This is a genomic window from Sandarakinorhabdus sp. (assembly GCF_041689835.1).
Classification (GTDB): domain Bacteria; phylum Pseudomonadota; class Alphaproteobacteria; order Sphingomonadales; family Sphingomonadaceae; genus Sandarakinorhabdus.
In genome coordinates, this window is record NZ_JBDNFM010000051.1 from 1 (window position 1) to 14,732 (window position 14,732).

Here is a 14,732-nt window from a genome sequence, read left to right on the forward strand (position 1 = left end):
AGCCCCATTGCACTTTTGTTGAGCAACGGGGTGTGATCGTCTTTTTGCAGGGCATTCCACAATTTTGTCGGCACCCGGCGCGAGAAGATATTGGGATCATAGGCCGGCATCGAAACCATGCAGAGCACGTCGCCGGTGACGACATCCATGACGATGACGCTGGCCGAATTATCCCCCAGCCGGCGCGCGGCATAGCTTTGCAGATCGCGGTTGATGGTGAGCCTGAGTGTGTCGCCGGGGAGATCGGCATTGGTGCCCAGTTCGCGCACAAGCTCGCCGCGGGCGGTAATCTCGACGCGGCTGGAGCCAGCGACCCCGCGCAGGCGCTTGTCCTGGTGGCGCTCGATCCCGTCCTTGCCGATGCGGAAACCGGGGTAGATCAGCAGCGGGTTCTTGTCGGCGCGATATTGTTCGGGCGTGGGCGCGCCGACATAGCCGATGAGGTGGGCAAAACGATCGGCCTCCGGGTAAAAGCGCGAAAAGCTTTGAACCGGAGTGACACCGGGCAGGGTGGCCAGGCGCACGTTGCAGGCCGAAAATTCCCGCCACGTCAGATCTTGGCGCACGACCACCGGCATGAAGCTGGGCTGGCTGGCAATGTCGCCGCGAATACGGACGTCTTGTGCCAGATCGATGTCGATCACGCTGCGAATGGCGATCAGGACCGCATCCAGATTGTCCACTTCGGCCGGGCGCAATTCCAGCCGGTAATCGGGGCGGTTCATGGCAATGGGCTTGCCGCTGCGATCGACGATCCAGCCGCGCCGGGGCGGGATCAGGCGATTTTGGACACGATTTTCCTGCGCGCGAAGTGCATAATTTTCGCCCTCGAACACGGCGAGCCATGCCATGCGCCCCGCGAGCAGCGCGCCCGTGGTGGCCATGCCCGCGCCCAGCAGCAGAGCGCGGCGCGAGAAGGCCATGCGGCGAACAGGATCATCCATGGCGCCACAGCAATGCGGAGGCGGCCAGCTTGCGCTGGATGGCGGCGCACAGGCGAACCACCAGCGGCCAGGCTGCCACACTGGTGAGCCATTGCCACAGCAGCGGCAGCACCGGCGTTGGGCGTCCGGCCAGCGCCATCAATGGCCCGGTGAGGAGCGCAAAGCCAAGCAGCACGCCGGTCACGATCAGCCAATCAAACAGCGAACCGTGGCGCCCGAACACCCGCCCGGCCGCTCGCATCACCCCGGTTGCGACGGCAAACAGCGTGGCATTGACCCCAACGGGTTGCCCGAACAGCAGATCGGCCAACGCGCCGATGCAGAAGGCCAGCCAGGGCGGCATCAATCCCGGTTGCAGCATGGCCCACACCAGCACGCCCATCAGCGCCAGATGCGGCATGGCCGGCACGCTGAGCGGCAGCGGCGCCAGCATCAGCACCAGCAGCAGCACACTGGCCAGCGCCGGCACGCCATACCGCCAGGTGGACAGCAGCCAGCGCCGGCGTTCGTCCGGTGTCATCAGCAGCGCTGGGGGCGGATTGGCGGCGATCACGGGCGGGCCAGATCAATTTGCCGGCGGCTGCGCGCTTCGCGGGCGCGGAAACTCTTCGTTGCTGCGCAAGCGGGGTGGGGGGGCGCCCTTGGTCCGGGCCTCCACCGGCACCGGCGCATCGAACAGCGGGCCCTTGGGCTGGGTATCGGGGATGGGCAGCCAGCCGCGCTCCACCGTGACAAAGCCGCCGCCCAGCGGGCTGGTTGCAAGGCGGATCACCGGGCCATCGGCCTGCGGATCAACCACCATGCCCACCGGCACACCCGGAGGATAGACGCCGCCATCGCCCGAGGTGACGATGCGATCACCGACCACAAGCTGCAATTCCGGCCCGATGCGATCGGTGAGCAGCAGGGTGGGCAGGTTGCGCCCCATAGCCAAGCCGATCTGGCCGGTGCGCTGCACGATCACCGGCACGCGCGACAGCGGATCGGTGAGCAGCAGCACCCGTGCCGATCGGCGGCCCACTTCGAGGGTGCGGCCCACCAGGCCATCGGCGCCGATCACCGGCATGTCGCGCGACAGGCCATCGTTGCTGCCCACGGCGAGCAGGGCGGTGCGGGCGACGCTGCCCGACGTCGCGGCAGCAATGCGGGTGGTGGCGACGACGATGCGTGTCGGTTCGCGAACGGCCATCAGCCGTTTCAACTGCCATAGTTCGCGCTGGCCGTTGCGGGCGGTGCGCAGTGCCGCATTGGCCTTGTCCAATTCGGCTTCGAGATGGTCAGCCCGCGAGACGGCGCCGAAATAATCGCCGATATCCCCGGCCAGCTTGGCGGCTCCGTCGATTGGCGCGCGCACCACCGACCAGGCCGGTGCAACCACATCAGTGGCCGCCGTGCGCAGGCCGCTGGCCGTATCGGGATTGACGCGGGCCACGAGCAGCAGGATCAGCCCGGCCGCAATCACGCCGCCCGACACCACAGCCGACACCAGCGCAAGATTCTGGTCCCGCCGGATAGCGGTGAGGCGTCGAGGGGTGGGAGTCCAGTCCACGACAGGTGTTCCCCGGGCGTGCTGCGGTTCAGGCGGTGATCAAGACACCGCGATACATCGGATCTTCCAGCGCGCGGCCGGTGCCGATGGCAACGCAGGTGAGCGGCTCATCGGCAACGCTCACCGGCAGCCCGGTTGCTTCGCGCAGCACGACATCAAGATCGCGCAGCAGCGCGCCGCCGCCAGTGAGCACAATGCCTTGATCGACGATATCGGCGGCCAGTTCGGGCTGGGTATTTTCCAGCGCGGCGCGCACGCCTTCGACGATGGTCGCCACCGGTTCGGCCAGAGCTTCGGCAATCTGACCCTGGTTGATGAAAATTTCGTTGGGCACGCCGTTCATCAGGTCGCGGCCCTTGATGGAAATCGTCTCGCCAATGCCGTCAGCCGGTTTTTTGGCGGTTCCGATTTCCTTCTTGACGCGTTCAGCAGTGGCTTCGCCGATCAGCATGTTGTGGTTGCGGCGGACATAGTTGATGATGGCTTCATCCATCTTGTCGCCGCCAACGCGAACGCTGGTGGTGTAGGCCAGGCCCTTCAACGACAACACGGCGACTTCGGTGGTGCCGCCGCCGATATCGACAACCATCGATCCGATTGGTTCGGTTACCGGCATGCCGGCGCCGATTGCGGCGGCCATCGGCTCTTCAATCAAGTACACCTGGGTGGCGCCGGCATTATTGGCGGCGTCGCGAATGGCGCGCTTTTCAACGCTGGTCGAACCCGACGGCACGCAGATGACGATTTCCGGGTAGCGGCCGAATCGGCTGGTTTGCACCTTCCTGATGAAGTGCTTGATCATCTGTTCGGCGACATCAATGTCGGCAATCACGCCGTCGCGCAGCGGGCGGATGCATTCCACGTTACCCGGTGTGCGGCCCATCATCACCTTGGCCTCGGCGCCAACGGCCTTGACGATCTTGTTGCCGCGAATGGTTTCGATGGCGACGACACTTGGCTCGTTGAGCACGATGCCTCGGCCGCGGACATATACCAGGGTGTTGGCCGTGCCGAGGTCGATGGCCATATCCTGGGAAAGGAAGGAAAACATCCGGCTGAAAGGCGACATGGTGGGGGTTTTACCAAGGCATGAGTAAGGGGTTGCGCGGGCGGGCGCGGCCAATGGTCCGGGTTTGGCCCTGAACAGCCGATTCTGCAAGCGCCAAGGCCAAAGTGGAACGCGCAAAGCATGACACTGCGCTCAACTGCCCCTAATACAAGTTCGTGCTCATTCGCCGTCTCCCCGAAACGTTGATCAACCGCATCGCTGCCGGCGAAGTGGTTGAACGGCCGGCCAGCGACGCCAAGGAACTGGTTGAAAACGCGCTGGATGCCGGCGCGCGCCGCATCTTTGTGCGGCTGGCGAACGGCGGTATCGACGGGCTGGAAGTGGCCGACGACGGCATCGGAATGGACCCCGGCCAGATGATGCTGGCCATCGAACGCCACGCGACGTCGAAACTGCCCGATGAAGATCTGTCGGCCATCGCCACCATGGGATTTCGCGGCGAAGCGCTGCCGTCGATCGGCTCGGTCGCCACCCTTTCCTTGACGAGCCGGCCAGCGAACGGGGAGGGCTGGCGGCTGGTGGTGGACAATGGCCGGATGGTTGAAAATGGCCCGGCCAGCGCTGCACCGGGCACGGTGGCGCGGGTGACCGGCTTGTTCGCCGCGGTGCCGGCGCGGCGCAAGTTCCTGAAATCGCACCGGTCTGAACTTGGTGCGTGCCTGGATCATATCCGCCGGCTGGCGATGGCGCGGCCCGAGGTGGGCTTCGTGGTGGAGCATGATGGCCGCCGCATCCTCAACCTGCCGCCGCTGCCTGATGCCTCGCCCACGTCAACGCTGGCGCGGCTGGCAGCGATCATCGGTGCGGATTTTGCCGGCAATGCGGTGGCGGTCGATCTGGAGCGCGAGGGGCTGCATCTGGCGGGGCTGGCGGGCATCCCGACGTGGAATCGCGGCGTGTCCGATCACCAATATCTGTTTGTGAACAGGCGGCCTGTGAAGGATCGCCTGCTGGTTGGTGCCCTGCGCGGCGCCTATCAGGATCTGTTGGCGCGCGATCGGCATCCGGTGGTGGCGCTGTTTCTGGACGTGCCCGCCGAATTTGTGGATGTGAACGTGCACCCGGCCAAAACCGAAGTGCGGTTTCGCGATGCCGCCCTGGTGCGAGGCTTGATCGTTTCGGGCCTGCGCCGCGCGCTGGACGAAGCCGGGCACCGCGCCAGCACGCGGGTTTCGGGTGCCGCGCTGGCGGCTTTTGTGGCGGAACCGCTGGCGGCGTTTGGCGCAGTGCTGCCGGAGGCTGCTGGGGTGCTGCCGGCGGCGACCGGGGTGCTGCCGGCGGCTGGCGCGGCGGGTGGTTTTGCCGGACCCGTTGGCTGGGCCGAAGCGCCGCGCCTGTTTTCGCAATTGCCGCCAGAATTTGCGCCCGCGTCTGCCCCGGCCGCGCCGCCGTTGCCGCAGCAGCAATTCCCTTTGGGTGCCGCACGGGGCCAAGTGGCGGCCACTTACATCGTGGCTGAAACCGACGACGCGCTGATCATCGTCGATCAACACGCCGCCCATGAACGGTTGACACTTGAACGCATGAACCGCGCTTTGGCCGGCGGCGCGGTGGCGTCTCAGGCGCTGCTGGTGCCCGAAGTGGTGGAGCTTGATGACGTGGGCGCCGGGCGGGTGGCGGACCGGGCCGAAGAACTGGCCGAGCTGGGGCTGGGGGTTGAGGCGTTCGGGCCGACGGCAATTTTGGTGCGCGCAACCCCGGCGCTGCTGGGCACCTGCGACGTGCAGGGGCTGATCACCGATCTGGCCGATGATTTGTCTGCATTCGGCCGTGCACTGAGCTTGAAGGAACGGCTGGACAGCGTCGCGGCGACGATGGCGTGCCACGGCAGCGTGCGCGCCGGCCGGCACCTCAGTATCGCCGAAATGAACGCCCTGCTGCGCGAAATGGAAATTACTCCGCATTCAGGCCAGTGCAACCACGGCCGCCCGACCTGGGTGCGGCTGGCCAAGACCGATATCGAAAAGCTGTTCGGCCGGCGTTGAGCGGCGCTGGCGTTTCGGTTGGGCGCGGCATTGTTTGCTTGCGCGAGCAGCCGCCTATCCGGTGCTGTCCCCGCAGAGCAAAGAAATCACGCCATTGCCGGATTGGAACCCTCCGCCATCATGGTGCGCAACCGGCGCTCGACATCGTCGATGCGGTACGGTTTTGCCAGCACCAGCGTGCCAGCAAGGTGTTCCGGCAGAATATTGGACTGGTCGTACCCTGTGCTGAAGGCGAAGGGAATTTGGCGAGCCCTGAGGACGTCGGCTATTGCCCATGACATCTCGCCATCGAGATTCACATCGAGCAGGGCTGCGTCAAAGGCGTGCGACCGCGCCAGCGCGAGCCCCTCGCCAAGGCGCGTTGCCGGCCCGACGACTTCCCATCCAAGGTCTTCGCACATGATTTTAAGTGCCGTAAGCACGAGGTACGAATCTTCCACGATCAAAATTTTGGGGTTGGCGGGCAGGGCCCTCGAATTGCTCCCGTTGTTGAGCAGTGTCACTTCGGTCGCGGCAGGCGGCGGCGCGCTGAGTTCGACGAGCGAAGATTTTGGCAGCACGATGTCACAAACGACTCCGCTCGGCTTGTAGTGGATCGTTGCGCGGCCTCCGGTTTCCAGCGCCAGTGCGCGCTCGATCAGGCTCGATCCGAAGCCGCGCCGCGTCGGGGGTTCGACGCGGGGACCGTTTGTTTCGGTCCAGCTCAGCCCAAGCCCACCGTCATCCCGGATCTGCCACCTGACCGCGACGCGTCCGGCGACTGCGGTAAGGGAGCCGAACTTCGCGGCGTTCGTCGCAAGTTCATGCAACGCCAGGGAAAGCGCCAGCGCCGATTTGGGCGTCAGCACCGCATCGGCCCCTTCCAGCGAAACGACGCCCGGCACCGGGCCGTAGGCGTCAAGCTCTTCGCGCAGCAGCCCGTCGACCGACACGCCTTCCCACCGGCTTTGCGTCAACAGGCTGTGCGCCTTGGCCATCGAGTGGATGCGCCTGTCGAGCCCTTCGACAAACAGGGTCAGCGATTCCGCGCTGCGGCTCGACTGGGTGACGAGCGCCTGGATGTTGGCCAGCGTGTTTTTTACCCGGTGATCGAGTTCGGCCATCAGCAGCCTGTCGCGCTCGTGCGCCTTGGCACGTTCACGCGACGCCGCTTCGATCCGGCGGAGCACCACTTCCAACAGCGAAACCCGAAGGTCGAACGCCGAATCGGTTTCAGCAGCGGACCACGGCAACGCGCGGTTGCGAACCGTATGTTTCCACACCTCGAACGATTTTCGCGGCGACAGTCGGTCGCCGCTGGGGCCGGTCGTCACCGGTTTTGCAGGGTCGCCTGCCCACAGTGCGGTTTCGACCAATTCCGGGCGAAACCAGAGGATGAAATCGGACGGATCGCGCGACACGGCGATGACCAGCAGTCCGGAGGCGACGTTTGAGAATGCTTTTCCCGGAGGATAGATTTCGCTGAGGCGGTCGGTGGCAAAAACCCCCTCGGTTTCGGTCATGTACGACGTCAGCCAGGTGGTCAGCGCGGTGATCTGCTCGCGGCTTGGAGTGGTGCCGAGAAAGATTATCTCGCCGGCAACACGGACAGCGACGCCGCCGCCGCGCGCGCCGTCGAGCGCGATGTCGCCCCCATGGATATAATCAAGCAGGTTCGGCGTCTGCTGCGTCAGGCCATAGGCATAATCCTCGACGCCGGCGAGGTTGAGCATCAAGTCCTGCAGGATCTTGCGGCTGGCGAGCCGCGCCTCGAACTGCTCGCTCTTCTCGCGCGCTTCGAGTTGAAGCGAAAACATCGAGCCGAACAGTTCGCAGACGGCGCGCAGATGCCGCGGCAGCAGGCGCGGGCTGTTGTGATGGCAGGCAATCAGGCCCCACAGCTTCCCCGCGACGATGATCGAGATCGACATGGAGGCATCGATCCCCATGTTGCGAAGATATTCGCGGTGAATGGGGGAGACGTCGCGAAGAATCGCATAACTCATGTCGAGCGGTTTGCCGGTACGCGGATTGAGCGTCGGCGTCAGCAATGCAGGATCGTAATCGACCTGGGTGATCAGCCGCAGCCAGCTTTTGAGATAGAGTGCCCGAGCTTGTTGGGGAATGTCGGCGGCGGGATAGTGGAGATCGAGAAACGGCGCGAGTTCGGGCGTGCGGCTTTCGGCGATGACCCAGCCCGAGCCATCGGCCATGAAGCGGTAGATCATCACCCGGTCGTACTGGGCGACGCGCCGCACGCTTTCAGTGGCCATCTGGCACAGATCATACAGCGACGCCGCATCACCAAAGCCGTCGATCATGATCTGCACGGCCGCCAACGGATCGGCGGCGAACGGATCGCTCATTTCGGCGGCCTCGAACTCGATCACCAGATTGCCATCGACACGGTGCGCGCTGGCATCGAGCGGGCGGTCCGCAACCACCCGGAACAGCGGGTCGAGGAGATGGCGCGGTTTGGCGAGATCGATTTCCTTGCACAGCGCGTGCAGCCGGTTGACCTGGGCAGTCGAAAACAGCTTGTCGATCGGCCGATCGAGCAGTTCGGCGAGGGGCTGACCAAGCAGGCCTTCCAGATCTCCGGCCGCCTGAAGGACGCGAAGCGTTTCGCATTCGAGCACCAGCATCGCGCCATGCGGCAGGATTGCACCCGGAATATGAATCGGTTCCCGGTCGCAATTTGTCAGATCGACGGCGTCGCGTGCTTTGATGGCGTCACTCATGTTGTTTGTTCCATCCCTCGAGCCATTGCTCGAATATCGTAAACGTCTCGACGGCGCCCGCAACGATTGCCGCGCGGGTGGATGCCGCTGTTGAAGCTGCCGACAACCGCGCCAGATAGGCTCGCCACACTTCGCCCGTTTCCATGCCGTGGCCGCTGAAGAACCGGCGGCCGGCGATTATCCCCGTCCCCAGCAATCCGTCGAGCTGCCGTGAAAGGCCGCGCCCGCCCAGGGCCGAACCTTCGACGACATAACTGGCGCCCAGAAGATAATCGGGCGAGGCTATGGCCGGAAAGACGGTGCAGCGCGGCAAGCCTGCCAGCATCGCGGCATCGACGCCAAGCGTTGCCAAATCTGTTTCCAGCCACCGCGTGCGTTCGGGGATCGTTCGTGCGGCCAACTCGAAGCTGTGGTGGAAGCCATAAAGCCGGCGGAGCAGCGCGGTGTAGGCGGGCCGGCCGATCGTCCCCGCCGCGACCGCCGCAAGACCTTCGTGCTGGTGCAGCCGCTCGTGTGGTTCGCTTGTCGCCGATCGCAGTACATCCCGAAGCGACCGTAGCGGTGCCGCTTCCGGGATCGTCGTATTGCCAAATCGGGCTACCGGCAGTGTCACAGATCTGTCCAGTAAACATCGAGCGAGGATGCAGGACATGCTGCGGCTGCCATGATCGGCGCCGCAATGATGAGCGGGGCATCACCAACCGTGCCCACGGACCTTGCCCCCTTACGGAGCGTGATAACATCACTGCACAGTTGAGTTCTCGTTCTCGGCATCGCCCTAAGTTCTCACCCGCTGGTTTCGTTCCGTCAATCAAAATTAACTGACCACCTTGTCTGTTGCGCTGCTCGGTGCCAGTCCGTCGGCTGAAGCGGACAGGGCGGATTTCGCAGGCTTGCGGCTTGTCACCCCCAGAAGACCTCGCCCGCCGGCAGGCCAGGGTCCATCCGTGCGCCGCCCTCCGCAATCGTCTGGATACTGCGAACCAGTTGCATTAGCAGGCGGGATGGTTGATAACCATTCGCAGTAACGCCACTCGATTCGCAGGTTTGCCATGTTCGTCTGTGTCTGCAATGCGCTGAAGGAACGCGACGTGCGCGAGGCGGCGCGGGTTGTTGGCAAATCGTGCCCCAAGGCGGCCTATGCCCAGCTTGGCTGCAAGGTGAAGTGCGGCCAGTGCCTGCCGTTTGCCCGCGAAGTGCTGATGGATGGCCGCGGCGCCTGATATTGCAAGTGCGTTGCAGTACTAAGTATCAGAAATTAGACGCATTTTATTGACGAATTTCGCGTTTTGCGCCATGGTGGTTCATCAAAAGGAGAACTGCCATGCGCGGTGATGCCAAGGTCATTGAATATCTCAACGCCGTGCTCAAGGGTGAACTCACGGCAGTCAGCCAATATTGGCTGCACTATCGCCTGCTCGACAATCTTGGGGTGGCCAAACTGGCGGCCTATGAGCGTCATGAATCCATCGAGGAAATGCAGCACACCGACAAATTGATAGCGCGCATTTTCTTTCTGGATGGCCTGCCGGCCTTGCAGCAGCTCAATCGTTTGCGCATCGGCGAGACGGTGGAGGAAGTTTTGGCGGCCGATCTGGAGCTGGAGCATGAAGCGGTGGCGCTGCTGAAAGACGCTGTGCAGCATGCGGAGAGCGTGCGCGACTTCCCGTCCCGCGATCTGTTTGCCGAAATCCTCAGCGCCGAAGAAGAGCATGTCGATTTCATCGAAACCGCGCAGGGCTTGATCCGCCAGATGGGCATTGCCAACTATATTCAGCTGCAATCAAAGGCCGCTGGCGAATAAGCCAGCTGCTGAAGCACAAAAAAGGCCGCCGCGGGAAGCCACGGCGGCCTTTTTTTGAGTGTGCTGGTGCCGATCAGCCGCGCGTGGTGGCGTACAGGCTCCACAGCCCGGCGATTTCCGCCATGCCGCTCTTTTCATCGACGCCCTTGAACGCCGCGACGGCAGCGGCCTTCTGCCCGCTGCGAGTAGCGGCGATGCCCTTGAACACGCGGGCATATTGGGCATCTGGGCCGTTGGCAGCGATGGCCTTGTCGTATGCGGCTATTGCCTTGGGGTAATCGCCCAAGCTCAGATAGGCGTTGCCGCCCTTGAAGGCGGTGGCCGGTGACGACGACATCTTCACGGCTCCGGCGCCTTCCCTGGCAATGCCGGCAGCGGCCGCAGCGGCCAGCTTCTGGCTCATCTGATCGGTGCCGCCGCCGGTCTTGTCCAGCGCGGCCTTGGCGACGCCGGCCTGGCCGTTGATCATCGCCAGCTTGGCGAAATCCTGCCAATCCTGCGGGCGGGCCAGCGTGCCGGTGGTCAACATCAGGTGGTACAGCGCCAGCTTGGCTTCGGACCGCATGTTGTGGCCCTGCAATTCAGTCAGCAGCACCTTCCAGCGCGCCGGCGACGGATCGGACTTGATCAGGCGAGTGGTGGTGGCGAGATAGCCTTTTTTGTCGCCCGACTTGTATTGGGCGCCCGCCAGATTTTCCATATACAGCGCCTTGGGGCCGTTGCTGGCGATCAGCTTGTTGTAGGCGGCAATGGCCGCCTTGTGGTTGCCCTGGCGGGTGTAGGACTGGGCCACCAAAATCTGGCTGGCTTCGCCGCCGCAGCTTTTGGCGATGCTGACGGCTTTGTCGAGCTGGCCGGCGCGATAATAGAGCGGGCCGAGCTGGCCGCACGGTGCGCCAATTTGCTGAAGGGCGGCAGCGGCCTGACCATATTGGCCCACGGCGGTGAAGGCATAGCCGGCCATCTGCGCGGTTTTCTGCTTTTCCTCGGCGGTGTTGGCGGCAGCGCGGGCTTGCCCGATGGCGGCAGCAACCCCGCCCGCATTGCGCGACCGGGCGGCCGCAGCAGCAGCATTCAGCGCCTTGCCGACGGCAGGCGAAACGGCGGCAACCGCAGGAGCGGCGGCAGCCAGACCAGTGGCCATGAGCGTGGCGGCGATCAGCAGGCGGGCATCAATCAGCATTGGCAATCCTTGGCTGTTGTCGTCGAAACCATCCGGCGCGGCTGCCAGCGGGGCAACCAAGCCGCGAGCCAAGGTAGCTGCATGGGGTTTGCGGGCCGATGAACGGCGCACGAATCCCCCCAAGCTCCCTCCCTTGAGCACGGCGGCAGCCAATAACGGAATGGTTGCGCCATGCAACCGGGCAAAACGCCCCCACACCTGTGCGGTTGCCCGTGCGGTTGCCCGTGCGGTTGCACCCCGGCAGCGAAGCGCCTAACCCGGCCGCGATCAAATCGCGGATCAACAGTGGGAGACGGACAATTCGCGCCTTCATCTTTCCGGGCCAGGGCAGCCAATCGGTTGGCATGGGCAAGGGCCTGGCCGATGCCAGCCCGCACGCCCGCGCCGTGTTCGAAGAAGTGGACGACGCGCTGGGCGAACGCCTGTCGCGGTTGATGTGGGAAGGGCCGGAAGCCGAATTGACGCTGACCGCCAACGCCCAGCCAGCGATCATGGCGGTGGGTATCGCGTGTTTGCGCGTGCTCGAAAACGAAGCCGGCATCCGCCTGGCTGACAAGGCGGCATTCGTCGCGGGGCATAGTCTTGGTGAATACACCGCGTTGTGCGCTGCCGGCAGCCTGGGCGTGGCCGATACGGCGCGGCTGCTGCGGTTGCGCGGAACCGCCATGCAGGCTGCCGTGCCGCCGGGTGTGGGCGCGATGGCGGCGCTGCTGGGGCTGGATTTTGAAACGGTGGTGGCGATTGCTGCGCAGGCCAGCCAGGGCGAGGTGTGTGCCGCGGCCAACGACAATGCCACCGGCCAGGTGGTGGTGTCGGGCCATGTCGAGGCGGTGGCCCGCGCCATGACGCTGGCTAAGGCCAAGGGTGCGCGCCATTCGGTGCTGTTGCCGGTGTCCGCGCCGTTCCACTGCGCGTTGATGCAGCCGGCTGCCGATGCCATGGCGCCAGCGCTTGCCGCAGCGCCGTTTGCCGCGCCAACGGTGCCGCTGGTTGCCAATGTGACCGCGGCTCCGGTCACCGATCCGGACGAAATTCGCCGGCTACTGATCGAACAGGTGTGCGGCACCGTGCGCTGGCGGGAATCGGTGCTGGCGATGGCCGCATTGGGCGTGACCGGTTTTGTGGAATTGGGCGGCAAGGTGCTCGGCCCGATGATCCGCCGCATCACGCCGGACGTGCCGACCATCACGGCGGCCGACATGGCCGGTGTTGAAGCCATCGCTGCCGCCATCACCTGAAGGAAACGCACCATGTTTGATCTCACCGGCATGACCGCGCTTGTGACGGGCGCTTCGGGCGGCATCGGCAGTGCCATTGCCAAGGCATTGGCGGCGCGCGGGGCGCGGGTGGCGCTGTCGGGCACCCGGGCTGATGCACTGGCCGCCGTTGCTGCCGAGTGCGGCCCTGATGCGGTGATTTTGCCGTGCAACCTGGGGGACAGCGCCGCGGTCGATGCGCTGGTGGGCCAGGCGGCGGCGGCGCTGGGCGGGCGGCTCGATATCCTGGTCGCCAACGCCGGCATCACCCGCGACAATCTGGCGATGCGGATGAAGGACGAGGAGTGGGCGGACGTGATCCGCATCAACCTCGAAGCCACGTTCCGGCTTTATCGCGCCGCCGCGAGGCCGATGATGAAGCAGCGTTTCGGCCGCATGATCGCCATCACCAGCGTTGTGGGCGTGACCGGCAATCCGGGGCAGGCCAATTATGCGGCGTCAAAAGCGGGCCTGATCGGGATGTCGAAAGCGCTGGCGCAGGAGCTGGCGTCGCGGGGCATCACGGTGAACTGTGTGGCGCCGGGGTTCATCGTTTCGGCGATGACCGACGCGCTGCCGGATGCGCAGAAGGATGCGCTGACAGGGCGGATTCCGGCGGGGCGGCTGGGCGAAGGCGCGGATATCGCGGCGGGCGTGGTGTATCTGGCGTCGCGGGAGGCGTCTTACATCACTGGCCATACTCTTCACATCAATGGTGGGATGGTGATGCCCTGATGGGTGCGGCCGGCGGCGGAGCCGTCGAGTCCGCTTGGGGTGTTGAAGGAAGCAAGGGAGAAAGAGCGTGGCAAAGCCGCGCCGTCGAAGCTGTTCTGCCGGCTTGAGGCCGGCAGCCAGCCCGGCCGAGCTTGCGCGAGTCCGCGCGCTTGGCTGCACCATGCGCGCTGGCCGCGCTGCGCTCTTGCCACAATTTCGCCATCAGGCTATCGCCCGGAAGCATACTGCCAAAGCAACCTGACGGCGAATGACTCGCCGTCACCATAGGGGACTGAAAAATGAGCGACGTCGCCGAGCGCGTGAAGAAAATTGTTGTCGAGCATCTGGGCGTGGAAGCCGACAAGGTGACCGAAGCCGCCAGCTTCATCGATGATCTGGGTGCCGACAGCCTCGATACCGTCGAGCTGGTGATGGCCTTCGAAGAAGAATTCGGCGTGGAAATTCCCGACGATGCCGCCGAGAAGATCCTCACCGTGGCCGACGCGATCAATTTCATCGGCGCCAACGCCAAGTGATTTCAGGTGCGAAGGCTGCGTTTACGGCCTTCGGATCTTGATGACAGGGCTGGCCGGCAGTGCCGGCAACACACAGGAACGGCCCATCGCCCGAACAAGGCGGCGGGCCGTTTCGTGCCAAATGGGCCACACCATTCCGTTGGAATGGCGCGCGCCAAATCCCAGCACCGGCAGGGCAGGCCGGCCATGCAGATGAATGGAATGTCGATGCGCCGTGTTGTCATCACCGGTATGGGCCTTGTGACCCCGCTTGGGGCCAATGTCGAAACCACCTGGGCCAACATCCTTGCCTCAAGGTCGGGCGCCGGGCCGATCACGCGTTTTGATGCGACCGATTATGTGTGCCGCATCGCCTGTGAAGTGAAAGCCGGCGATGGCTCCGGCATGACCTTCGATGCCAACACGCGCGTTGATTACAAGGTGCAGCGCCAGGTTGATCCCTTCATCATCTACGGTATCGATGCGGCCGGCCAGGCCATTGAAGATGCCGGCCTTCTGGACATGACCGAGGAAGAACGCTTCCGCGCCGGCTGCTCCATCGGCAGCGGCATCGGCGGCCTGCCGGGCATCGCCAGCGAATCGATCGTGCTCCACGAAAAAGGCCCGCGCCGCGTCAGCCCGCATTTCGTGCATGGCCGGCTGATCAATCTGATTTCGGGGCAGGTTTCGATCAAATATGGTTTGATGGGGCCCAATCACGCGGTGGTTACCGCCTGTTCCACCGGCGCGCACGCGATCGGCGATGCGGCGCGGATGATTGCGCTGGATGATGCCGATGTGATGCTGGCCGGCGGTTCGGAAAGCGCGCTGTGCCCGCTGGGCATCGCCGGTTTCGCCCAGGCCCGCGCGCTGTCGACCGGGTTCAACGATGAACCCACTCGCGCCAGCCGCCCCTACGACAAGGCCCGCGACGGTTTCGTCATGGGCGAAGGCGCCGGCGTGGTGGTGCTGGAAGAATATGAACGCGCCAAG

The 14,732-nt window shown here is 64.6% G+C and carries 13 protein-coding genes and 1 pseudogene; 7 read left to right on the forward strand and 7 right to left on the reverse strand.

Features of this window, described 5'->3' with window-relative positions; translation table 11 throughout:
- The 4 genes and pseudogenes from ACESL8_RS02615 to ACESL8_RS02630 all read right to left on the reverse strand — a co-directional run.
- Positions 1-944 (reverse strand): annotated as a pseudogene (locus ACESL8_RS02615) (penicillin-binding protein 2); the annotation flags it as partial.
- Entirely contained in the window at positions 937-1,497 is a 561-nt protein-coding gene (gene mreD, locus ACESL8_RS02620; RefSeq protein WP_372915655.1) for a rod shape-determining protein MreD, read from the reverse strand. The gene mreD and the pseudogene ACESL8_RS02615, both read right to left, overlap by 8 nt.
- A 12-nt stretch (positions 1,498-1,509) precedes the next feature.
- Entirely contained in the window at positions 1,510-2,493 is a 984-nt protein-coding gene (gene mreC / locus ACESL8_RS02625) for a rod shape-determining protein MreC (RefSeq protein ID WP_372915657.1), read from the reverse strand.
- 28 nt (positions 2,494-2,521) lie between these two features.
- On the reverse strand, positions 2,522-3,562 hold the full coding sequence (locus ACESL8_RS02630; protein WP_372915659.1) for a rod shape-determining protein: 1,041 nt from the start codon (positions 3,560-3,562) through the stop codon (positions 2,522-2,524).
- A 155-nt stretch (positions 3,563-3,717) separates the two neighbouring features.
- On the opposite strand from ACESL8_RS02630, the gene mutL reads away from it, so the two are divergent.
- The gene (mutL, locus tag ACESL8_RS02635) at positions 3,718-5,547 is read left to right on the forward strand and encodes a DNA mismatch repair endonuclease MutL (RefSeq protein ID WP_372915661.1); all 1,830 of its coding nucleotides are present in this window, start codon (positions 3,718-3,720) and stop codon (positions 5,545-5,547) included.
- An 86-nt stretch (positions 5,548-5,633) separates the two neighbouring features.
- On the opposite strand, the gene ACESL8_RS02640 is transcribed toward mutL, so the two are convergent.
- Together ACESL8_RS02640 and ACESL8_RS02645 are read right to left on the reverse strand one after the other, a co-directional pair.
- Positions 5,634-8,267: an HWE histidine kinase domain-containing protein gene (locus ACESL8_RS02640; RefSeq protein WP_372915663.1), complete on the reverse strand. Its 2,634-nt coding sequence runs from the start codon at positions 8,265-8,267 to the stop codon at positions 5,634-5,636.
- Positions 8,260-8,919 (reverse strand): biliverdin-producing heme oxygenase, encoded by a 660-nt coding sequence (locus ACESL8_RS02645; RefSeq protein ID WP_372915665.1) that lies wholly within the window; start codon positions 8,917-8,919, stop codon positions 8,260-8,262. The genes ACESL8_RS02640 and ACESL8_RS02645 overlap by 8 nt, the downstream gene beginning before the upstream one ends.
- Before the next feature lie 400 nt (positions 8,920-9,319).
- Between ACESL8_RS02645 and ACESL8_RS02650 the strand changes: the two genes are divergently transcribed.
- Both ACESL8_RS02650 and bfr read left to right on the forward strand, forming a co-directional pair.
- Complete coding sequence (locus tag ACESL8_RS02650) at positions 9,320-9,490, forward strand: bacterioferritin-associated ferredoxin (protein WP_372915667.1); 171 nt, start codon at positions 9,320-9,322, stop codon at positions 9,488-9,490.
- Positions 9,491-9,591: 101 nt separating this feature from the next.
- Positions 9,592-10,071, forward strand: coding sequence for a bacterioferritin (gene bfr / locus ACESL8_RS02655; protein WP_372915669.1), 480 nt, complete (start codon positions 9,592-9,594; stop codon positions 10,069-10,071).
- A gap of 73 nt (positions 10,072-10,144) precedes the next feature.
- On the opposite strand, the gene ACESL8_RS02660 is transcribed toward bfr, so the two are convergent.
- Entirely contained in the window at positions 10,145-11,254 is a 1,110-nt protein-coding gene (locus ACESL8_RS02660) for a tetratricopeptide repeat protein (RefSeq protein ID WP_372915671.1), read from the reverse strand.
- A 299-nt stretch (positions 11,255-11,553) separates the two neighbouring features.
- On the opposite strand from ACESL8_RS02660, the gene fabD reads away from it, so the two are divergent.
- The 4 genes from fabD to ACESL8_RS02680 form a co-directional block, all read left to right on the forward strand.
- The gene (fabD, locus tag ACESL8_RS02665) at positions 11,554-12,492 is read left to right on the forward strand and encodes an ACP S-malonyltransferase (protein ID WP_372915679.1); all 939 of its coding nucleotides are present in this window, start codon (positions 11,554-11,556) and stop codon (positions 12,490-12,492) included.
- Between the two features lie 12 nt (positions 12,493-12,504).
- On the forward strand, positions 12,505-13,245 hold the full coding sequence (fabG, locus tag ACESL8_RS02670) for a 3-oxoacyl-[acyl-carrier-protein] reductase (RefSeq protein WP_372915673.1): 741 nt from the start codon (positions 12,505-12,507) through the stop codon (positions 13,243-13,245).
- A 278-nt stretch (positions 13,246-13,523) separates the two neighbouring features.
- Positions 13,524-13,760, forward strand: coding sequence for an acyl carrier protein (locus ACESL8_RS02675; RefSeq protein ID WP_372915675.1), 237 nt, complete (start codon positions 13,524-13,526; stop codon positions 13,758-13,760).
- 207 nt (positions 13,761-13,967) lie between these two features.
- The coding region (locus ACESL8_RS02680) for a beta-ketoacyl synthase N-terminal-like domain-containing protein (protein WP_372915677.1) at positions 13,968-14,732 on the forward strand (765 nt) is incomplete at its 3' end.

Bases quoted from the DNA above. Each gene is read 5' to 3' on its own strand.
- ACESL8_RS02630 (WP_372915659.1), bottom strand. From the start codon at position 3,562: ATGTCGCCTTTCAGCCGGATGTTTTCCTTCCTTTCCCAGGATATGGCC.
- ACESL8_RS02640 (WP_372915663.1), bottom strand. From the start codon at position 8,267: ATGAGTGACGCCATCAAAGCACGCGACGCCGTCGATCTGACAAATTGC.
- ACESL8_RS02645 (WP_372915665.1), bottom strand. From the start codon at position 8,919: ATGTCCTGCATCCTCGCTCGATGTTTACTGGACAGATCTGTGACACTG.
- ACESL8_RS02650 (WP_372915667.1), top strand. From the start codon at position 9,320: ATGTTCGTCTGTGTCTGCAATGCGCTGAAGGAACGCGACGTGCGCGAG.
- bfr (WP_372915669.1), top strand. From the start codon at position 9,592: ATGCGCGGTGATGCCAAGGTCATTGAATATCTCAACGCCGTGCTCAAG.
- ACESL8_RS02660 (WP_372915671.1), bottom strand. From the start codon at position 11,254: ATGCTGATTGATGCCCGCCTGCTGATCGCCGCCACGCTCATGGCCACT.
- fabG (WP_372915673.1), top strand. From the start codon at position 12,505: ATGTTTGATCTCACCGGCATGACCGCGCTTGTGACGGGCGCTTCGGGC.
- ACESL8_RS02675 (WP_372915675.1), top strand. From the start codon at position 13,524: ATGAGCGACGTCGCCGAGCGCGTGAAGAAAATTGTTGTCGAGCATCTG.